Origin of the sequence: Halomonas sp. AOP5-B2-8, assembly GCF_052376475.1 — a bacterium.
Taxonomy (GTDB): Bacteria; Pseudomonadota; Gammaproteobacteria; order Pseudomonadales; family Halomonadaceae; genus Vreelandella; species Vreelandella casei.
This window is the reverse complement of sequence record NZ_JBQSVS010000002.1, coordinates 574,617-595,866: the sequence shown is the minus strand read 5'-3', so window position 1 is coordinate 595,866 and position 21,250 is coordinate 574,617. Positions and strand designations below refer to the sequence as shown.

At 53.2% G+C, this 21,250-nt stretch carries 19 protein-coding genes; 9 read left to right on the top strand and 10 right to left on the bottom strand.

What is annotated here, in order from left to right:
• Positions 1-30: 30 nt before the first annotated feature.
• Positions 31-336 carry a LapA family protein gene (locus ACT3RP_RS07365; protein WP_096279160.1) on the top strand — a complete coding sequence of 102 codons (306 nt, stop codon included), beginning with the start codon at positions 31-33 and terminating at the stop codon, positions 334-336.
• Positions 337-1,542, top strand: coding sequence for a lipopolysaccharide assembly protein LapB (lapB, locus tag ACT3RP_RS07360; RefSeq protein WP_483393545.1), 1,206 nt, complete (start codon positions 337-339; stop codon positions 1,540-1,542).
• Positions 1,543-1,596: 54 nt separating this feature from the next.
• On the opposite strand, the gene pyrF is transcribed toward lapB, so the two are convergent.
• A complete protein-coding gene (gene pyrF / locus ACT3RP_RS07355) occupies positions 1,597-2,298 on the bottom strand; it encodes an orotidine-5'-phosphate decarboxylase (protein WP_483393544.1) in 702 nt (233 codons plus the stop codon).
• Between the two features lie 279 nt (positions 2,299-2,577).
• Between pyrF and ACT3RP_RS07350 the strand changes: the two genes are divergently transcribed.
• Entirely contained in the window at positions 2,578-2,862 is a 285-nt protein-coding gene (locus ACT3RP_RS07350; protein ID WP_096279154.1) for a ComEA family DNA-binding protein, read from the top strand.
• 139 nt (positions 2,863-3,001) lie between these two features.
• Here the strand turns inward: ACT3RP_RS07350 and ACT3RP_RS07345 are convergent, their stop codons facing one another.
• The 6 genes from ACT3RP_RS07345 to ACT3RP_RS07320 all read right to left on the bottom strand — a co-directional run bounded on the left by ACT3RP_RS07345 (position 3,002) and on the right by ACT3RP_RS07320 (position 11,422).
• Positions 3,002-4,498, bottom strand: a complete 1,497-nt coding sequence (locus ACT3RP_RS07345; protein ID WP_483393543.1) for a bifunctional 2-methylcitrate dehydratase/aconitate hydratase — start codon at positions 4,496-4,498, stop codon at positions 3,002-3,004.
• A 38-nt stretch (positions 4,499-4,536) separates the two neighbouring features.
• Positions 4,537-5,715 carry a 2-methylaconitate cis-trans isomerase PrpF gene (prpF, locus tag ACT3RP_RS07340; protein ID WP_444671549.1) on the bottom strand — a complete coding sequence of 393 codons (1,179 nt, stop codon included), beginning with the start codon at positions 5,713-5,715 and terminating at the stop codon, positions 4,537-4,539.
• Positions 5,716-5,733: 18 nt separating this feature from the next.
• Complete coding sequence (acnD, locus tag ACT3RP_RS07335) at positions 5,734-8,343, bottom strand: Fe/S-dependent 2-methylisocitrate dehydratase AcnD (protein WP_483393542.1); 2,610 nt, start codon at positions 8,341-8,343, stop codon at positions 5,734-5,736.
• A 127-nt stretch (positions 8,344-8,470) separates the two neighbouring features.
• Positions 8,471-9,598 carry a bifunctional 2-methylcitrate synthase/citrate synthase gene (gene prpC / locus ACT3RP_RS07330; RefSeq protein WP_096279145.1) on the bottom strand — a complete coding sequence of 376 codons (1,128 nt, stop codon included), beginning with the start codon at positions 9,596-9,598 and terminating at the stop codon, positions 8,471-8,473.
• 101 nt (positions 9,599-9,699) lie between these two features.
• Positions 9,700-10,590: a methylisocitrate lyase gene (prpB, locus tag ACT3RP_RS07325; protein ID WP_441684217.1), complete on the bottom strand. Its 891-nt coding sequence runs from the start codon at positions 10,588-10,590 to the stop codon at positions 9,700-9,702.
• A gap of 43 nt (positions 10,591-10,633) precedes the next feature.
• A complete protein-coding gene (locus ACT3RP_RS07320) occupies positions 10,634-11,422 on the bottom strand; it encodes a GntR family transcriptional regulator (protein ID WP_441684218.1) in 789 nt (262 codons plus the stop codon).
• 281 nt (positions 11,423-11,703) lie between these two features.
• Here ACT3RP_RS07320 and pabB point away from each other — a divergent pair, with 281 nt between their 5' ends.
• Both pabB and ACT3RP_RS07310 read left to right on the top strand, forming a co-directional pair.
• Complete coding sequence (gene pabB / locus ACT3RP_RS07315) at positions 11,704-13,059, top strand: aminodeoxychorismate synthase component I (protein ID WP_441684219.1); 1,356 nt, start codon at positions 11,704-11,706, stop codon at positions 13,057-13,059.
• A 133-nt stretch (positions 13,060-13,192) separates the two neighbouring features.
• On the top strand, positions 13,193-13,813 hold the full coding sequence (locus tag ACT3RP_RS07310) for a phosphoadenosine phosphosulfate reductase domain-containing protein (RefSeq protein ID WP_483393541.1): 621 nt from the start codon (positions 13,193-13,195) through the stop codon (positions 13,811-13,813).
• Positions 13,814-13,839: 26 nt separating this feature from the next.
• Here ACT3RP_RS07310 and cysB read toward each other — a convergent pair whose 3' ends face one another.
• The gene (cysB, locus tag ACT3RP_RS07305; protein WP_096279137.1) at positions 13,840-14,814 is read right to left on the bottom strand and encodes an HTH-type transcriptional regulator CysB; all 975 of its coding nucleotides are present in this window, start codon (positions 14,812-14,814) and stop codon (positions 13,840-13,842) included.
• Between the two features lie 362 nt (positions 14,815-15,176).
• Between cysB and trxA the strand changes: the two genes are divergently transcribed.
• Positions 15,177-15,500, top strand: a complete 324-nt coding sequence (gene trxA / locus ACT3RP_RS07300; protein ID WP_096279135.1) for a thioredoxin — start codon at positions 15,177-15,179, stop codon at positions 15,498-15,500.
• Between the two features lie 73 nt (positions 15,501-15,573).
• Here trxA and ACT3RP_RS07295 read toward each other — a convergent pair whose 3' ends face one another.
• Positions 15,574-16,677 (bottom strand): AI-2E family transporter, encoded by a 1,104-nt coding sequence (locus tag ACT3RP_RS07295; protein WP_441684221.1) that lies wholly within the window; start codon positions 16,675-16,677, stop codon positions 15,574-15,576.
• 179 nt (positions 16,678-16,856) lie between these two features.
• On the opposite strand from ACT3RP_RS07295, the gene ACT3RP_RS07290 reads away from it, so the two are divergent.
• Positions 16,857-17,711, top strand: a complete 855-nt coding sequence (locus ACT3RP_RS07290; RefSeq protein ID WP_444625368.1) for an SIMPL domain-containing protein — start codon at positions 16,857-16,859, stop codon at positions 17,709-17,711.
• On the opposite strand, the gene serS is transcribed toward ACT3RP_RS07290, so the two are convergent.
• Positions 17,656-18,933 (bottom strand): serine--tRNA ligase, encoded by a 1,278-nt coding sequence (gene serS, locus ACT3RP_RS07285; protein ID WP_444625367.1) that lies wholly within the window; start codon positions 18,931-18,933, stop codon positions 17,656-17,658. The genes ACT3RP_RS07290 and serS overlap by 56 nt on opposite strands.
• Positions 18,934-19,160: 227 nt before the next feature.
• Here serS and ACT3RP_RS07280 point away from each other — a divergent pair, with 227 nt between their 5' ends.
• Positions 19,161-20,414: a dicarboxylate/amino acid:cation symporter gene (locus ACT3RP_RS07280; RefSeq protein ID WP_444625366.1), complete on the top strand. Its 1,254-nt coding sequence runs from the start codon at positions 19,161-19,163 to the stop codon at positions 20,412-20,414.
• Between the two features lie 169 nt (positions 20,415-20,583).
• Complete coding sequence (locus ACT3RP_RS07275) at positions 20,584-21,174, top strand: DUF4202 domain-containing protein (protein WP_441684225.1); 591 nt, start codon at positions 20,584-20,586, stop codon at positions 21,172-21,174.
• Positions 21,175-21,250: the final 76 nt, after the last annotated feature.

Here is a 21,250-nt window from a genome sequence, read left to right as displayed (position 1 = left end):
ACCGTGAATGTCACAGACTAGGGAACTCTCATGCGTTGGATAAAAGGGCTGATTTTAGCCGTTATTTTGCTGGCAGTCGTACTGGTAGGCATCCTGTTTGCCGTCAATAATCAGCAAACGATTGCCTTGAATCTAATTTGGCTAGAGCTACCGGCAGTATCGCTTTCGGTCTGGCTGCTAGCAACATTAGTCTTTGGCGTTCTGCTGGGCATGCTCGCGATGTTAGGTGTTTACGTGCGACTGAAAGCAACGCTAGCACGCAGCCAGCGGCATAATAAGCAGCAGCGTAAGGAACTCGATAGTCTGCGTACCCAGGAGTTCAAGGAACTGGCATAAATGCTGGATACTGCGCTGCTAGGCGTATTACTCACCGCTATTGCTATCGGCTACGGGCTAGGTTACCGGCAGGCTACGCGCCGCCGGCAGCAGCATCCATCGTCCGCGCCGACTTCGCAGGTCTTATCGCGAGATTACTTCGTCGGGCTCAATTACCTGCTTAACGAGCAGCCTGACGAAGCCATTAATACCTTCATTAACGTGCTGGCGGTGAACAGCGACACCGTAGATACGCACATTGCCCTGGGCAAATTATTTCGCGCCCGAGGCGAAGCTGATAAAGCGGTAAGCATTCACCAAAACTTGTTAGCCCGCCCAGAGCTCCCTCAGCATACCAACGAACAGATCCAGCTAGAGCTTGCTCGCGACTTCATGGCACTCGGCGTCCATGACCGAGCTCAACGCCTGCTTAATACTCTGCTGGAAAATAGCACCGACGATAATCACCGCTATGCTGCCAAACAGCTGCTCATCGATTTATTAGAGCGTGAAAAAGCATGGCGAGATGCGTTAGAAGTAATTCAGCCCATACTCAAACAGCGCCCGGCAATGCGACGCCCCGCAGCCCATTGGCTATGCGAGTTAGCGCTCGAAGAAATCAGTGAAGCCAGCCGGGCACTGGCGAAAAAGCACCTCAAAAAAGCGCTTCAACTGGACGAAAACTGCGTTCGCGCTACCCTGCTACTGGCTGACCTAGAGATGGATAACGGCCATTATGGCCGCGCCATTGAGCGGCTGGATTGCATAGTGCATCAAGAAACCACACACATACCGACGATGTTGCCGGCGCTTAAACGCGCCTACTTACGCCAAGATGACGAAGCGGGCTATGAAGCACACTTGTTTCGACTGCTTGAGCAAGCACCTTATACCAGTATTATCATTGCGCTGGGGGAGCTCGTTCATCAACGTGACGGGGTCGACAAAGCCATTACGTTGGTCGGCGAGCGCTTGCGCGCCGTGCCTAGCCTAGGCGGACTGGACTACTTAATCGATCTTTACATTGAAAGCCAGCGACAAAGTGGCAAAGAAGCCCCTGATACGCGCCTGCTATTGCTTAAACATCATACTGATGCGCTGCTTCTAAACCGCACGCGCCACCGCTGTCAACGCTGCGGCCTTGCTAGTGATGCGCTTCAATGGCAGTGCCCCAGCTGTCGTTACTGGGGAACGATAAAGCCCATTATTGGCGTAGAAGGTGAATAGCATCTCGCCATTAGCCACTTCCACCTCCTAACCCACCTGTGCACTTGCTTTGACTTAGCGCTGACCCAACTCCTCTTCAACCATATGTAGCGCGGCCATAGGATCATCAGCTTGCGTGACAGGACGGCCGATAACCAAGTGCGTGCTGCCTGCTTCAATAGCCGCGCTAGGCGTCATAATCCGCTGCTGGTCATCAACCGATGCAAACGTAGGTCGAATGCCAGGCGTCACTTTCAAGAAGGCATCGCCGCACAGCGTTTGAATGTCAGCAGACTCCTGCGCCGAACACACAACACCTTGAAGGCCGCTGTGTTGCGCCAGCAGTGCTAAGCGCTCTACGTGCTCCTTGACCGAGATATTGATACCGATATCGGCCAAATCATCGGCCTGCATACTGGTTAATACAGTAACGGCAATCAGGTGAGTCGTTAAATGCTGTTGCTCTAAACGCTGGACGGCCGCTTCCATCATCCGCCGGCCACCGCTGGCGTGCACATTGACCATCCACACGCCCTGCTCCGCAGCCGCCTGCACGGCACTCGCCACGGTGTTAGGGATATCGTGAAACTTAAGATCCAGAAACACTTCAAAACCGCGCCCGTGTAGAGCATCAAGCACCGCAGGCCCACTGCGCGTAAACAGCTCTTTACCGACTTTCACCCGGCAGCGGGCAGGATCTAACTGGTCAGCCATGCACAAAGCAGCATCTAACGAGGGATAGTCTAGCGCAATAATAATCGGGGAATCAGTGGCCACAACGTTGCTCCAAATACGTTTTCAGCCATTATATCAGCCTCCCCCCTCTTCTCGCGCCCTGAGTTTGTAAGCCATTTGCCATATTCCCGTAGCGAAAAACTTACAACTGCTGTCACACATCGCTGACATAATCACTCCACATATAGCGCTAAGTTAACTATGGCGCGACGTTTATTGAGATGATATTTATTGTTTACAACGGTAAAGCTCTTTATTACATGGCGCCGGCACTATTTATTAAAAAACTTCATTAACAACCGTTATTAAAAGGATCACAAGATGAACATGACACTTAAAGGAATGTTAGTAGCACTACTGCTAAGCGTCAGTTTAGGACTTTCAAGCAACGTTCTAGCGCAGCAACTGGCCCCCATCAATGTTAACACTGCCGACGCTGAGCTGCTGGCAGAGCTGCCGGGCGTTGGCCCAAGCAGAGCAGAGGCCATCATTGAAGAACGTCAAGCCAGCGGTGCGTTTGATAGCGCGGACGACCTTACTCGCGTAAGCGGCATTGGATCAGCCACCGTTGATCGCATGCGCGACCAGGTAACCTTTGAAGATTGAAACAATAGTCCTGATGAACTTAGTCCTGATGAACCTAGTTCTGATGAGCTAACTCTAATGAATCAGCTCTAATAAACTAGCCCTGATAAATAGCTGCCCGGTAGCGCCGAGACGCGCCGGGCATTATTGATAGCGGCACTTATATCATCCACGCATCCATAAACTTATGAACCGGCAGCTGCTCCAGCGCTATCTGATCGCTGCATAACTGCGCAATTTTATGGCAGCGATCTTTTGCAAACCGCGTCGCCAGGTGATGTTTAAACTTATCGATCAGGAGCGGCATCCCCTCTTCCCGCCGACGCCGATGGCCAACCGGGTATTCCACGGCAACGTTATCAGTTGCGCTTCCATCGGTGAAAAAAACCTGCACGGCGTTAGCGATCGAACGTTTTTCCGGATCATAATAATCGGCCGAATACTCAGGGTTCTCTTTTACCTGCATTTTACTGCGCAATTCATCAATCAACGGGTTCGCCACATGGAAACTATCTTCATAGTGTTCAGCACTAAGTGCGCCGAAGATAAGCGGGACTGCGGTCATGTATTGCAAGCAGTGATCACGATCCGCGGGATTAGCTAGCGCGCCGGTTTTGGAGATAATTCTAATCGCCGAGTCGTGCGTGGTAAGCACAATTTTATCAATATCGGCCAAGCGATTTTTAACCTGCGGGTGTAACGCCACGGCAGCCTCGCAAGCCGTTTGCGCGTGGAACTCGGCGGGAAAAGAAATCTTGAATAAGATATTTTCCATCACATAGCTGCCGAATTCGCGCTGAAACTGAAAACGCCGCTCAGCCGCTGGCTTCAGGCTTAGATCTTTATTGGCATGGCTAAACAGTACATCGTAGAAGCCCCATTGCGGTGCCGAGAGCACACTGGGAATGCCCATTTCACCCCGCAAGGCGATATCAGCCAAGCGTACGCCTCGCGAGGTAGCATCGCCGGCCGCCCAGCTTTTACGTGAACCCGCGTTCGGCGCATGACGATACGTTCGCAGACTTTGGCCATCGGCCCAGGCATGAGAAAGCGCTGAAAGCATCTGCTCTCGATTGGCTCCGGAAAGCTTGGCGGCCACCGCGGTAGACGCCACCTTCACTAACACCACGTGATCTAAACCCACGCGATTAAAGCTATTATCCAACGCCAACACGCCCTGTATCTCATGGGCCATGACCATGGCATTGAGCACATCGCGCATCACCAGGGCCGCTTCGCCTTGAGCAACCCGCCGCTGGGAAAGGTGATCGGCAACGGCGAGTATCGCGCCGAGATTATCGGAAGGGTGACCCCACTCGGCGGCTAGCCAAGTGTCGTTGTAGTCCAACCAGCGGATAATACAGCCGATATCCCACGCTGCCTTAACCGGGTCTAAGCGTAGCGAGGTGCCCGGCACTCGAGATCCAAATGGCACCATAGTGCCTTCAACAATGGACCCCAGATGCTTCGTGCATTCAGGAAAGCGTAGCGCTAGCAGCCCACAACCTAGCGTGTCCATCAGGCAGTAACGCGCTGTTTCCAGGGCCTCAGAAGAGGCTACCTGATAATTCAATACGTAGTCGGCAATAGCCTGTAGCTCAGGATCATAGTCCGGGCGCTCATTGGCTTCGGATGTTGCGGGTGCTCTAGTGGACATAGTGCTCTCCTAATGGATAACCGCCTATTCAGTATGGCCTAAAAGCTGTCACCGGGAATTCTCACGACGCCCTCCATCAGTACCCGCGCGCTACGGCTCATGATGGCCTGATCAATCTGCCAGCGTCCGTCAACCAGATTGGCTTCAGCGCCAACACGCAAACTGCCCGAAGGATGGCCAAAGGTAACCGCCTGACGCTTATCACCTCCAGCGGCCAGATTAACCAGCGTGCCCTCAATGGCGGCAGCCGCCGCAATGGCCACCGCAGCGGTACCCATCATGGCATGGTGCAGCTTACCCATCGAGAACGCCCTCACCAGCAAGTCAATATCGGCGGCCTGCACAGGCTTCCCACTAGAGGAGACGTAATCTACAGGGGGCCCAATAAACGCCACTTTCGGCGTGTGCTGTCGATGGGCAGCTTCACTCACATCGTTGATCAGCCCCATACGTACGGCGCCGTAAGCACGAATGGCTTCAAACATTTTAAGCGCGCGGCTATCGCTATTAATCACATCCTGCAGCTCTGCCCCGGTATATCCAACGTCTGCCGCATTGATAAACACCGTAGGAATGCCTGCATTGATCAGCGTGGCTTTTAACTTGCCCACGCCTGGCACATCCAGATCATCAATAAGATTGCCCGTAGGAAAAATCGCCCCTTCACCATCAGCGGGGTCCATAAAGGCCACCGCAATTTCAGCAGCAGGGAAAGTCACGCCATCGAGTTCAAAGTCACCGGTTTCCTGCACCTGCCCATTCACAATAGGCACCTGAGACACGATAGTTTTCTGAATATTGGCCTGCCAAATTCGCACCTCAGCCAAACCGTTTTCTGGAATGCGGGCAGCCTCCACCAGGCCATTGGCAATCGCGAAGGGACCTACTGCCGCCGAAAGATTGCCGCAGTTGCCGCTCCAGTCAACCACCGGTTTATCGATTGAAACTTGCCCAAAGAGGTAGTCCACATCGTGCTCGGAAGACTCACTTTTAGATAGAATCACCGTTTTGCTGGTACTCGACGTTGCGCCTCCCATTCCATCAATTTGCTTTTCATAAGGGTCGGGACTGCCAATCACTCGCAGCAATAGCCGGTCCCGCTCGGGCCCGGCTTTCTGCGCCACGCTAGGTAAATCGCTGAGCTTAAAAAACACGCCTTTACTGGTGCCTCCACGCATGTAGGTCGCCGGTATTTTTATTTGTGGCGTACTGGCCATAATGCTATCTCCTAAAAGCTAAGCGGCAGTTGATTCAAGAAAGTCCTGGGCAAAGCGCTGTAAGACGCCGCCGGCGGTGTAAATCGATACTTCTTCCGCGGTATCTAGGCGACACTTCATCGCCACACGCTCGCTTTCACCATTTTTTCGATGAATAACCAGCGTGAGCATCGCGCCGGGCGCTGCCGCCCCTTCGACATCAAATATTTCAGTGCCATCTAAACTCAGCGTCATACGCGTGGTGCCCGCTTCAAACTCCATGGGCATTACGCCCATACCAATCAAATTAGTGCGGTGAATACGCTCAAAGCCTTCGGCGGCAATCGCTTCGACGCCCGCCAGCGCAACGCCTTTGGCCGCCCAATCCCGCGAAGACCCCTGCCCGTAATCCGCGCCGGCAATAATAATTAACGGCTGTTTGCGCGCCATATAGGTTTCGATGGCTTCCCACATGCGGGTCACCTCACCTTCGGGCTCAACTCGCGCCAGCGAACCCTGCTTTACGCTGCCATCAGCCGCGCGCACCATCTCATTAAACAGCTTAGGGTTAGCGAAAGTGGCGCGCTGGGCGGTTAGATGATCACCGCGGTGAGTGGCGTAGGAATTGAAGTCTTCCTCAGGCAGGCCCATTTTGGCCAGATACTCGCCCGCAGCGCTGTTCAACTGAATAGCGTTAGAGGGCGACAGGTGATCGGTGGTGATATTGTCAGGCAAGATTGCCAATGGGCGCATTCCCTTAAGCGTGCGCTCTTTGGCCATGTTGCCCTCCCAATACGGCGGGCGGCGAATATAGGTACTCTCAGGGCGCCAGTCGTAAAGCGGGCTCACCAGGGTACGGGCGCTTTTGTCCAGGTCAAACATAGGAATATAGGTCTGCCGGAACTGCTCGGGCTTCACCGCGGCTTTAACAATGGCGTCGATCTCTTCATCGGCCGGCCATATATCTTTCAAGGTAACGGGATTACCTGCTTGGTCGATACCCAGCACATCCTTTTCGATATCAAAGCGTATTGTGCCCGCAATAGCGTAGGCGACGACCAGCGGCGGCGATGCTAAAAAAGCCTGCTGGGCATGAGGATGAATGCGACCATCGAAATTGCGGTTGCCGGAAAGCACGGCCGTCGCATAGAGGTCGCGATCAATAATTTCCTGCTGAATAGTCGGATCAAGCGCCCCGGACATCCCGTTGCAGGTGGTACAAGCGTAGGCAACCACGCCGAAGCCGAGAGTTTCCAGCTCACTCATTAAGCCAGCTTCTTCCAGGTACATCTTGACGGTTTTCGAGCCAGGCGCCAGCGATGACTTTACCCACGGCTTGCGCAATAAGCCCAGTCGATTGGCGTTGCGAGCAATCAGCCCTGCCGCCACCATGTTACGCGGGTTAGACGTATTGGTGCAGCTGGTGATAGCGGCGATAATAACCGCGCCATCAGGCATCTTGCCGGCTTTCTCTTCTTCACGTGCGGCATCAAGCCCTACGGCAATACCACGTTCAACAAGCTCTGAGGTGGGTAGGTGAGCGTGAGGATTAGACGGCCCCGCTAGGGTGCGATGTACAGAAGAAAGATCAAAGGTCAGCACTCGCTCGTAGGTAACGTCAGCTAGACTGTCTGCCCATAAGCCGGTGTGTTTGGCATAGGTTTCTACCAGCGCCACCTGATCATCTTCACGCCCGGTAAGCTTCAAATAATCGATGGTTTGGCCGTCGATATAGAACATCGCCGCCGTGGCACCGTACTCAGGCGTCATATTCGAAATTGTGGCGCGATCGCCCACGGTCAGCGCATCAGCCCCTTCGCCATAAAATTCTAAGTAGGCCCCCACTACCCGCTGTTTGCGCAGAAATTCGGTAATCGCCAGCACCATATCCGTGCCGGTTATACCCGGCTGCAGCTTACCGGTTAACTCTACGCCCACAATATCCGGTAGGCGCATCATGGATGCTCGACCCAGCATGACGCTTTCGGCCTCCAACCCACCTACACCCACTGAGATCACGCCCAGCGCATCGACCATCGGCGTGTGGCTGTCGGTGCCCACACAGGTATCTGGATAGGCAATGCCATCGCGGTTCTGCACCACCGGCGACATTTTTTCCAAATTAATCTGATGCATGATGCCATTACCCGGCGGGATGACATCGACATTTTCAAAGGCTGTCTTAGTCCAGTTAATAAAGTGGAAGCGATCGTCGTTACGACGATCTTCAATCGCTCTATTTTTTTCAAAGGCGCCTTCTTCTGATCCTGCGTGCTCCACTGCCAACGAGTGGTCAACAATTAGCTGTGTCGGTACAACGGGGTTCACCTTGGCGGGATCACCGCCCCTCTCGGCAATGGCATCGCGCAGCCCGGCTAAATCGACCAAGGCAGTCTGGCCGAGGATGTCATGGCAAACCACGCGGGCTGGGTACCAAGGAAAATCCAGGTCACTCTTGCGCTCAATCAACTGCTTGAGTGCATCGGTCAGTAGTTCAGGATTGCAGCGGCGTACCAGCTGCTCAGCCAGCACGCGGGAGGTATAAGGCAGCTGTGCATAGGCACCGGGCTGGATATCTTCAACCGCCTCGCGAGCATCAAAGAACTCAAGCTCGGTGCCAGGCAGCGGTTTTCGGTAATCGGTATTCATAGCAGACGCACTCATAGCAAGCGAGGGGAGAAAAAAACAACGCCGGCAGCCAAAGCTGCCGGACAGCTAGCCTGATATAGCTAGTTAATGTCGCTAGGTGAATGAACAGTAAGCTGAGCTTAGTCGACTAGCGACGTGCTTCAATCGGCACCCACTCACTCTTCTCAGGGCCCGTATAATCAGCGCTCGGACGGATTATGCGATTGTTAGCGCGCTGTTCAAACACATGGGCCGCCCAGCCGGTGACGCGCGACATGACAAAAATCGGCGTGAACAGTTTGGTGGGAATATCCATAAAGTGATAAGCGCTAGCGTGGAAAAAATCAGCATTACAGAACAGCTTCTTCTCGCGCCACATCACCGCTTCAACACGCTCGGAAACGGCGTACAGGACATCATCGCCCACATCGTCAGAGAGCTTTTTCGACCAGTGCTTGATAATCGCGTTGCGAGGGTCAGACTCACGATAAATCGCATGCCCAAAGCCCATGATCTTGTCTTTGCGCTCAAGCATGCCCAGGATCTTGGTTTCCGCCTCTTCCGGCGACTGCCAATCCTCAATCATCGCCATGGCGGCTTCATTCGCACCGCCATGCAGCGGGCCACGCAGCGAACCAATCGCCCCGGTTACGCAGGAATGCATATCAGAAAGCGTTGAGGCACACACACGAGCCGTAAAGGTAGAGGCATTAAATTCATGCTCGGCATATAGAATCAGCGATACGTTCATTACTCGCGCATGCAGCTCAGAGGCCGGTTTACCGCGCAGCATATTGAGAAAATGACCGCCTACGGAGTTATCGTCGGTTTCAGTATCGATGCGCACGCCGTCGTGGGAGAAACGATACCAGTAGCAAATGATAGAGGGCAGCACCGCTAACAGGCGGTCTGAGACATCCTGCTGCTGATCGAAGCTCTCCTCGGTTTCCAGATTGCCCAGCATTGAGGTACCTGTGCGCATCACATCCATAGGATGCGCATCTTTGGGAATCTGCTCGAGCACGGCCTTAAGCGCATCGGGTAGCCCACGCAGGCTTTTCAGCTTGCTAATGTACTCACTCAGCTCGGCTTGATTGGGCAGTTTTCCCTTTAGCAGCAGGTAAGCCACTTCTTCAAATTTGGCTTTTTCAGCCAGCTCTTTGATATCAAATCCACGGTAGGTCAGGCCCGAGCCTGTTTTACCTACCGTGCATAGCGCAGTACTGCCAGCGCTCTGACCACGTAGTCCTGCACCTGTCACGGGTTTATCAGCCATGGTGTGTCTCCTATCGCTACTTTTATTTTGAGAATTTTATGGAGGTATCTTGTGAGCGCGCAGTAAGCGATTACCTTGGGCTCACGACCCTGGTGTAACGCTTATTGGCCATCGCCTTGCTCAACGAATAACGCATCCAGCTTCTGCTCAAAATCGTGGTAATTCAGAAAATCGTAAAGCTCGTCGCGAGTCTGCATCAGTGGCACCACCTCTTTTTGGTGGCCGTTATCCAGAATACTTTGATACACCTGCAGCGCCGCCGCATTCATGGCGCGAAACGCAGAAAGTGGATAGAGCACCATGCGGCAGCCGACCTCGCCCAGCTCTGTTTGCGTAAATAGCGGCGTGGCGCCGAACTCGGTGATATTGGCTAAAATGGGCGCGTTGACGCGTTCACAGAAGGCTTTGTAATCATCCAGCGTGTGTACCGCCTCAGCGAAGATGGCATCAGCACCGGCTTCAATACAGGCATTTGCGCGCTCAATGGCCGCATCCAGGCCCTCTTTTTGAAACGCATCGGTGCGTGCAATCAAATAAAAATCGGGATCGATTTTGGCATCGGCAGCAGCCTTGATGCGGTCCACCATTTCCTGCTGAGACACAATTGCCTTATTCGGGCGGTGACCACAGCGCTTCTGAGCGACCTGATCTTCCATGTGAATGGCAGCAACGCCTGCACGCTGCATCTCTTTAACCGTGCGCGCAATATTGAAAGCGCCTCCCCAGCCTGTATCGATGTCTACCAGCAGCGGCAGTTCAGTAGCGCCGCAGATCCGGTGAGCATCTTCGACCACGTCGTTCATGGTTGTCATACCCAGGTCTGGAAGGCCGAAAGAAGCATTAGCAACGCCACCACCGGAAAGATAAATCGCCTGGTGGCCCACTTTATCCGCCATCAGCGCGGTGTATGCATTGATGGTGCCTAAAATGGGCAGCGGGCGATTGGCTTCAAGCGCGGCGCGGAAACGAGCGCCGGGAGTCATCTGTGACATGGGGCATTTCTCCTATTTAATGTGTCGTTATTGTTAGCTATTTTTAACGCTGCAATGTAGATGTGGACTGTTCTAGGGCTGCTGCATAGCGGTCAGCCACATTGGCTCGAGAAGCGCTTACATGGCGGCGCATCAGCAGCTCTGCTAGCTCCGCATCGCCTGCTTCGATAGCATCTACAATACGGTGGTGTTCCACAAAAGCGCGCTGCGGGCGGGTGCCGCTGGCACTAAACTGGGTGCGATACAGGCGCACTAAATAGTAGAGGTCATCGCACAGAAGGTTCATCAGCATTTTATTGTGGCTGCCCTGAACGATGCAGTAGTGAAAATCAAGGTCACCTTCACGTTGATAATATGCCTCGCCTCGTTGCAGATCGGCTTGACCTTCATGTAGCGCCAACACATCACGCAAGCCTTGAACCTCTGCTGCTGACATATGCTCAGCGGCTAGCCTAGCGGCCATACTTTCCAAGGCTTCGCGCAGATCAAAAAGCTCTAAAAGCTCTTTCATGGAAAGCTGAACCACGCGCGCGCCCACGTGAGGAACGCGTTCAATTAAACGGTGTGCCTCTAAGCGCCGCATCGCCTCGCGTAGCGGTCCGCGTGAGATACCGTAAGTTTTCGAAAGCCCGGGCTCGGTAATTTTACTGCCTGGTGCCAGTTCACCACGCACAATGGCATCCTGAAGCTGGTGAAATACCCTCTCAGCAAGGGTACGAACTTCCGGCAACGTTGCAGTTGAAGCGGCGATTGCGAAAGGAGCGCCCTGTTCGCCCGCCGTTTCAGATAGCGCAGCAGCGGCGGCAGAGGAATGAGAAGTAAGTGTTGCCATAGATAATTGTCGACAATTGAAAAGTAAACAAACTCTAGCGCGTGCAAACTGCACCGTCAACCAGGCGAGCCAGCCGATTTTATGCGTCTTTCGTCGTATAAATAGACTTATCCGAAACAGACTTGTCAACAATCGCGCCATTTTAAACACACTACCGTGACACCGCCTTTTTTGCTTGAACTCGCCAGTGCGTGAAAAAGGCGTCGAAGCCTAGCGCTGGCGTCATTTGGCAAGCCCCTCTAAAATGTCACGCCCCTCTTAACTGGTTAGGCGTTTGCTTCATGATCAAGGCATTAACGATTACTGCCCTGCCCTATTCGACCGACCCTTTAGGTGCATTCGCCTGCCTGCGCAAACGCCCTGGCGCCGTTCTGCTCGATAGCGGCCGACCTATCGCCAGCGGCCGCTTCGACATTCTTAGCAGCGACCCCCTCGCCACCCTTGAAGTGAGTGGCGATGGCATAGTGAGCGTGGAATCCAACCAGCTTAGCCCTCCGGCTCAGCTGGCCAACGATGCGTTCGCACATCAGCAGTGGCTATTAGATCAGCTTGCAATCCCTAATCAGCCTAGTGAGCTACCTTTCCTGGGTGGCCTGATTGGCTACTGGAGCTATGACTTAGGCCGTAATACGCTGTCTATCTCGGGCCTGAAAACCAGCGCTGTATCACTACCCCAGGCGCGCCTAGGGCTTTACGACTGGTGCATCACGTTTGACCACGCAGCCCAACAGGCATGGTTAATCGCCACACCAGAGCGCCGTAAGGAAGTAGAAAGCTGGCTTGCTCAAGAGCCAATGCAAGACAGCGTTTTTACATTGAGCAGCACATTTAAGGCTGAGCAGAGCCATGCCGAGTACGTCACGCGCTTTGATGCCGTTCAGCGCTATATTCGCGCAGGCGACTGCTATCAAATCAATCTGGCTCAGCGCTTTTATGCTGACTATCAAGGGGATGAATGGCAGGCGTACCTTTTGTTGCGAAAAGCAACACCAACGCCTTTTTCAGGCTTTATGACCTGGAATGACAAAGCCGTGCTGTCACTTTCGCCTGAACGCTTTATTCAAAGCCGCGATGGTCAAGTGGAAACACGCCCGATTAAGGGCACTCGTCCTCGTGGTCAAACGCCCGACGAGGATAAGGCGCTAGCTGAGCAGCTTCTGAGCAGCCGCAAAGATCGCGCTGAAAATGTCATGATTGTCGATCTACTCCGCAACGACCTAGGCCGCGTGTGTCTACCAGGCTCTATTCGCGTGCCGCAACTATGTCATTTAGAGAGCTATCCTAACGTTCACCATTTGGTCAGCGTGGTGCAGGGAACGTTAGCCGATGACTGTAACCCTCTGACGCTTCTCAAAGCCGCCTTTCCCGGTGGCTCAATTACCGGCGCACCGAAAATTCGCGCCATGCAGATCATCGACGAGTTAGAGCCCTGCAAGAGAAGCGTCTACTGTGGCAGCTTGGGCTACGTGGATGTGCGCGGCAGCATGGATACGTCTATCGCTATCCGCACAATGGTGGCAGAGGCTGGGAAACTACACGTATGGGGTGGTGGAGGATTAGTGGCCGACTCTCAAGCCGACGAGGAGTATACCGAGACCTTGGATAAAATCCGTCACCTCATCGAGGCTTTGGAATAAGCAACGAAAATAAAATATCAAAAAGGAATATAAAAGCCTAACCAAACGGTATTGGGGGAACCTGACTTGAATTTGATAGCCTAGCGGCTGATGAGCTTAGCAGCGATGACTCTACACCTGAATAGGAGGCCATATGTCCTCAGAGCTTGAAGCGATTAACCGCGACTTCGCCAATAACCCCCAAGGGCTAATTGAATGGGCGCTGTCCCAGGGCGCGCGACCTATCTGCACCACTAACTTTCGCCCCTTTGAGGCGGTGATTCTGCATATGGTAAGCCAGGTGCGCCTCGACATTCCTATCGTATGGATGGACAGCGGCTATAACACCGAGGCCACGTACCAATTTGCCGATACGGTTATCCAACAGCTCGATTTAAAGGTTATTAGCTTTTTACCTCGCCGTACCCGCGCCCATCGCGAAGCGTTGGATGGCCCCATGCCGGGCATAGATGACTCGCGCCACGCGGTCTTTACGCAAGAAGTAAAACTTGAGCCCTTCGAGCGCGCACTGAGTGAAATGCAGCCCGACGTATGGTTCACCGCGCTACGCGCTGAAGATACCCCTGAGCGCGCTAAAATGCAGCCGGTCAGCCGTAACAGCGATGGCCTATTGAAAGTGGCCCCGCTGCTGCAGTGGAGTGCAAAGGACATGTACCAGTATCTAGAGGCGCATGGCCTACCCAACAACTTCGATTACTTCGACCCGACCAAGGTTGAAGAGAAGCGCGAATGCGGACTGCACTTACAGCATTAGTATTCACAGAATAAATACTTACAGCATTAATACTCAGGCAGGTCTATGTCATCAAACAAAGATTGTTCATGACGTGGACCTGCCGTTAACGCTTCATCGACGAGATCACGGGTTAAATGCGGCGCAAAGCGCTGTAAAAAGTCATACATGTAGCCACGCATAAACGTACCGCGACGAATGCCGATTTTGGTTGTAGAGCTGGCGAATAAGTGGCTGGCATCCAGGGCGACAAGATCAGTATCAATCGCCTCATCGACCGCCATATGGGCCACTATTCCGACCCCCATTCCCAACCGCACATAGGTTTTAATCACGTCGGCATCTGCCGCCGTCAGCACAACATTGGGCGAGAGCCCTTTAGCTTTAAAGGCATCGTCTAGCTGCGAGCGTCCGGTAAAGCCAAAAACGTAAGTGACCAGCGGATGCTCAGCCAACGCTTCAAGCGTTAAAGCCCCCTGGTGGGTTGCTAACGAATGGCCTTTAGGTACCAGTACACAGCGATTCCAGCGATAACACGGCAGCAGCACTAAGTCGGTAAACAGCTCTAATGACTCAGTGGCAATAGCAAAATCTGCCTGCCCTTCACTGACCATTTGCGCGATCTGTTTCGGATTACCCTGCTGCATATGCAGTGCCACATCAGGATACTTTAACGTGAATTCGCTGATAATCGGCGGCAATGCATAGCGCGCCTGGGTATGCGTCGTCGCGATTGCCAAGCTTCCCCGACGCTCATCGCTATGCTCTTGGGCCACCTGCTTGATATTATCCGTGAGGCGCAGAACTTGGCCAGCCAGATCAATAATCGACTGCCCGCCCGATGTCACTCGTGTCAGGTGCTTACCGCTACGGGCAAAAATCTCCACACCTAACTCGTCTTCTAATAAACGAATTTGTTTAGAGATACCTGGCTGTGAGGTAAATAGGCTTTGTGCTGTGGCTGAGACGTTCAAGTTATGCCGACTGACTTCCCAGATATAGCGGAGCTGTTGTAGCTTCATATCCTCACCTTATTTGTTGTCTATACAGACCATGCCTGGGCGTTCATTCTGACCCTGCAGCGGCGATGCGTTCAGTCATCGCCTTGGCGACAGCGCCCTACATAATACCAGATAGAATAAAAAACACATTGATAATACTTTTATAGTATAAAAAAATCGCCTGACAGGCACTCATTAATTTCTACTTTTGTGATCATTTACCGCACAGGAAATTTGCCAGCAACCTTCGCGAACGCTAACATCTGCCCACGATTATCGTGATAAACAGGAAGCGCTGTGAAAGAGCGCCAATTGATCGCGTAATGACCGTTGCTCCATTTGAGGCAACGAAACAGTAAGAGCAACGCAAACGGGAGAATCAAATGGCTAATAATGTTGATGTCACCAACGCCAATTTTGAGCAAGAAGTCCTCAACGCTGAACAGCCTGTGCTGATGAAATTCTGGGCGCCGTGGTGTGGGCCGTGCAAAGTGATGGCCCCGGTCGTTGATGAAGTGGCTGCTGAACGTCAAGACAGCCTGAAAGTGGTCAGTGTCAATGTCGACGACGCACCTGAAATTGCCGCTGAGCAAGGTGTGCGCGGCGTTCCTACCGTCATGCTTTTCAAATCTGGCACCAAAGTTGCTTCATTAGTTGGCGCACAATCCAAATCACAACTGACGCAGTTCATTGAACAAAACGCTTAATGAATGCGCCTAGCACGTGAAACCGCCGCCGACCTAGTCGGCGGTAGTCATTCTCTTCCCCCCGCGCTTTACGCTATTTTTCACGCTTCCATGGCGGCAGCCGTGCATCGCTAACCCTAGTATCTTTTAAACGACGCTTTCCAGGCCCTAATAAGCGCGCCATCCATCGGGTTTGTGGATGACTATCCAGCGCGATCTTCAATGTCATCGTAAGCACCACTGAGAGCAGCATCCCCGCAGCACCAAAGATCCAGCCCCATACTACCAGTGATAAAAATGCGACAAAGGTAGAAAGCCCCAACGCCTGCCCCATCACCCGCGGCTCAATCAAGTTGCCAAGTACAAAGTTGATGACCAAGTAAGCCGAGGCTAAAAGCATTGCCTGAAAAGCACCGCCATCTTGAGCAACCAGCAGCAAGAGTACCGGCGGGATAGCCGCTAGCGCAGAACCGATATTCGGAATGAAGTTTAGGGCAAAGGCCAATACCCCCCACAGCAATGCAAACTCGACGCCAATGATGACGCATGAAAGCCAAACCAGCACCCCAGTGGTCAGGCTAATCGCGGTTTTGACCGCTAAGTAACGCTTTAACGTTAAGCTAAATTCGCTGAATCGCTTTAAGCTCGGGGCAGGATTTTCAAGCGCTCGCGAGATTTTATCGCGAAAATTGAGCGTCTCAAACAGCATAAAGATGACTAGTAATCCGACGATACAGCTTTGCATGAAGAGATTGCCTATCTCTCCTAGCAAGGTTGGCACCCAAGAGTCTTCATCATCCATGGCAAACATTGAGTTCACCTGATCTGGATTAACGGCCATACCGTGCGCAGACAGTGCATTGAGCAAATTCCAATACTGCTCGTAGAGCCGAGACTCAATATCCGGCAACGCGGCCAAAAAAGTGCTAAAACTATTCACCACCAGCAAGCCGATAAGCGAAAGAAACCCCAACATCACCATTAAGGTGAGAAAAGCCGATAAGCGCAAACTCAAGCCACAGCGGTGTAGCCATTGCACCGGAGAGGTACATACGACGGCAATAAATATTGCCAGCAGCAGTGGCACCAGCAAATCAGACCCAACCTTCATTCCCGCAACGATCACTACCAGCGAGGCGAGTGCCAAGGTGGCATGAAGCGGAACCGTACGATAATCCTCGTCCGATAATTTCGACATAAACCCATCCCTAGACTGTTGTCATATTCATAGTGATTACCAGCACGATAATGCACTAACCGTGCAAGCAATAAGCAACTGTTTTGCATCCATTCTTCAGCACTGAACTTTCCTTTCCAATGCGTTTCCAAGCATTGAAGATAATTAACATTAGCCTACCGACAGCAAGGACATTTCATATGATAGCGACATCACTACGAACTCAACGATTTGCTTCTAATCGGCTGCGTTACAGCCTGCTAGGCGGTGCTCTAGTGGCACTGCTTAGCGCACCTCTTGCTCAAGCATCGCCCCCTCACCAAGCGCCACCCAGCCTGCATGTGCAGGCACAGTCATGGGTTGAGGTAGAACCTGACAAAGCGACGCTTAATGCTCGACTATGGGAAAATACTCCCGCGCTTTCCACTCTAGAAGAAAGTGATAGTAGCGCACTAACCGATGCACGTGAGCGCTTAGAGACCCGCGCCCGCGAATTAATTGAGCAGATGGAAGCGACCGGCCTCGAACGCAGCGCCATCAATGCAGGCTCATTAAATGTCTATCCCGAGCACGTTCAAGGGCAGCGTAACGAAGACGGCGAGCATGAAACCTTGCAGCGCACTCGCCTTGAACGCCCGGTCACCGTTGAGCTAACGGACCTAGATCAGTTAAGCGAAGTGTTAGACGCACTGATCGCTGCTGGCGTCAACGCGCTAGATGGCGTTCAGTTCGATTTACAGGACCGCGACTCAGCCACTGACGAAGCGTTGGTTAAAGCCCTTGAAAAAGCTCAGCATAAAGCGAACCTAATGGCAGGTAGCTTAGATGCCGAACTTGACCACGTGCAGCGCATTGAAGAAACCCAGTCACCGATTTTCCAACCGCGCATGATGATGCGTGCTGAAAGTGCTTCTGCCGATGCTAGCCAATCCGGCGGCGCCAGTGACTACAGCCCCGGCACCATCCGTATTGATGCCGGCGTTAGCGTTGAGTGGGCGCTTAAAGGGCCAGACGCTCCAAACCGCCAAGGTAGCGACGTAGCGGCTCAGGAATAATTACCGAGCCATCCGCCTGCTGGTGGTTTTCAAGCACCGCCAGCAGGCAGCGCCCTACTGCCAACCCTGAACCGTTCAACGTATGTAGCAACTGCGGCTTCTTCGAATCTGGATGGCGATAACGCGCCTGCATGCGCCGCGCCTGAAAATCCTCGCAGTTTGAGATCGAAGAAATCTCCCGATACGTTTCCTGACTCGGCAGCCACACCTCTAAATCGTAGGTTTTCGTCGCACCAAACCCCATATCCCCGGTACACAGCGTTACCACACGATACGGCAATGCTAGCGCCTGTAAGATAGCCTCGGCGTGGCCACGCATCTCTTCAAGTGCCGTATAGCTGTTCTCAGGTTCTACAATCTGAACCATTTCAACTTTATCGAATTGATGCTGACGAATCATGCCGCGAGTATCGCGACCGTGCGAGCCTGCTTCAGCGCGAAAACACGGCGTATGCGCCGTAAGCTTCATCGGCAGTGCCGCCTGCTCAACAATTTCATCGCGAACGAAGTTCGTCAGCGGTACTTCTGAGGTAGGAATTAAATGATACCCGCGCTCATCATCCAGCTTAAACAGGTCTTCGCCAAACTTAGGTAACTGACCGGTCCCCATTAGCGAATCGCGGTTCACCATATACGGCACATAGCACTCTTCGTAACCGTGCTGCTCCGTTTGGGTGTCCAGCATAAACTGCGCTAATGCACGGTGCAGCCGCGCGATAGGCCCACGCATCACTGCAAAGCGAGCACCGGTAATTTTAGCCGCCAGTTCAAAATCGAGATAACCCGACTGCTTACCCAAATCAACGTGATCTAAAACGGTAAAATCAAATTCGCGGGGCGTACCCCAGCGGTGCAGTTCAACGTTATCGTCTTCATTCTTACCTTCCGGCACGCTGTCATGTGGCAGGTTGGGAATACCGCTAATCGCATCATCCCATTCGGCCTGCACAGCGGCCAGCTCTAGCTTGGCAGCGTCCAAACGATCGCCTAAATCGCTGACCTCATCCAGCAGCGGCTGAATATCTTCACCGCTTGCCTTCGCTTTACCAATCGCTTTAGAGCGCGTATTACGCTCGCTTTGCAACAGCTCGGTTTGCGTTTGCAGCTCGCGGCGGCGCGACTCCAACGCCTGCAGTCCCGCTTTATCAAGCACAAAGCCCCGGCGGGCCAGTTGTTGAGCAACCGTGTCAAGATCACCGCGCAGCAGTTTCGGATCGAGCATGAATCCTGTCCCTTGGCCTGAAAATAATAAGAGCATCGCGCCAACGCGCGTGCATAAAGGCGCCTATTGTAGGCAAAAGCGCGGCAAGGAGCCATGACTGGTAGCATCAGGCTCGTGTTTAGCTCCACGTCCGCGCCCCATCATTTCCCAAAAGTGATAAAGTGCCCGGCGATTCGACTGGCGAATCACCTAAGGATAGGCCTTTACACTTTGATAGGAGGTGGGCAGTGCCAGAAGCAACACAGCAAGGAAAATTTGCCTGGTGGCGAAGAATAGCCTTATGGAAAAAGATCTTGGCCGGCTTAGCGCTAGGCATTCTAGCGGGGGCTATGCTGGGCGAGACCGCCAGCGTATTTAAGCCACTCGGCGATATTTTTATCAACGCGATTATGATGCTGATTGTGCCGCTGGTGTTTTCTACGCTGGTGGTGGGCATTACCTCGATGCGCGACCCACAGAAAATGGGTCGCATTGGTGCCCGGACGATTACGCTCTATTTGATCACCACGGCCTTTGCCATCAGCATCGGTATGCTGTTGTCTACTTTGCTGCAGCCGGGGGTAGGCGTCAACTTAAGCTTCGATAGCGAAATTGCTGCAAACGAAGCCCCGTCGCTGATCTCTATTCTGGTTGATTTAGTGCCACGCAATCCGCTGGACGCCCTGGCCAACGGCAACATTATGCAGATCATTGTGTTTGCCATTGGCCTGGGTATTTCACTGACGCTCATTGGCGATAAAGGCGAGCCGGTGATGAAGGTGTTCGACAGCTTCGCCGAAGCCATGTACAAGCTCACGGGTATTGTGATGGCCTTTGCACCCTTTGGCGTATTTGGCTTGATCGCGCACGTCTCGGGCCAATACGGCTTAGAGATACTGCTGCCGCTGGCCAAGCTGATTGGCGTCGCGTATCTCGCCAGCATCCTCCACGTCCTGCTGATCTACTCCGGCTTTATCTATCTGATTGGGCGCTTAAACCCCATGCGTTACTTGCAGGGTAGCCTGGACGCTATTGTGGTGGCATTTTCGTCCGCTTCTTCTGCCGGCAGCCTGCCCATATCTATCCGCTGTGCGCAGAAAAACCTTGGCGTTTCCGAAGGTGTTTCGGGGTTCGTGCTACCGGTAGGCGCCACCATCAATATGGATGGCACAGCGCTTTACCAAGGCGTGGTGGTGCTGTTTATCGCCCAGATGACCGGTACTGATTTGAGCATGATGGACTACGGTATGATTGTTGCCACCGGCACGCTGGCCTCGATTGGCACCGCGGGCGTACCGGGTGCTGGCTTAATTATGCTCTCAATTGTCATGGCGCAGGTTGGCCTGCCGCTAGAAGCGATCGCGGTCGTCGCAGGGATTGACCGCATTCTTGATATGGCGCGCACCAGTGTCAATGTCGCCGGTGATTTAATGGTAACAACCCTAGTAGGTAAGAGCGAAGGTGAGCTCAACGAAACCGTCTATAACGCCCGCCAGACCTAACACGGGCCGTTATTCATCAAAACGTCCGCCTGCTGCGCTTTGCAGCAGGCGGCGGATTCAAGCTTTTCCCACTCTGCCGTTGCGATTGGCGCTGTTTCGCGGCAACCTAATCCCTATCCAATTTAGACGTTATTCAATTTAACCATTCTCTTAGCCGAGCACCGCTGCTATGCCGACTGCTTTTGATCAAACGCTCGCCGCCATTGATGCACTGCATGCGCAAGACCCCCGCACCAGCATTCTAGCGGATGGCACGTCAACACCGCAGGAACTGGCCTATGCTCAGCGTATGAGTGGCTGGTTAGATCGCGTACACGACGCTCCTGATAAAGTACTGCGCCTAGCAATACGTGCTCAGCACCTGCAACGCTGGCTAGTACCGCGCGAGCAGTACCCCGAAGGACGTGTGGGCTACCTCACCTGGCGCCGCGACCAAGGTATTCGTGCTGGAGACACTACCGCCCAGCTAATGCACGATACAGGCTTTTCAGCCGAAGACGCCGAGCGAGTCGCCACCATTATTGGCAAAAAAGGCCTGGGACGCGATGCCGATGTGCAGGCATTAGAAGACTGTGCCTGCCTCGTTTTTCTAGAGAATTACTTTGCAGATTTCTCACGCAAGATTGAGCACGAGCATATGGTGCGTATTGTGCAAAAGACTTGGCGAAAAATGTCGCCCCGTGCCCACGCACTGGCCTTAACGCTGCCTATGTCAGACGCCTCGTTAGCACTGGTCAAAGAAGCATTGGGTGCCGAATAAGATGCCTGCAAGAAATTGGGTAAATCATCACGTTAAGATGCAGCTAGGCAGCCGCTGCGGTAAAGTAGCCGACTTC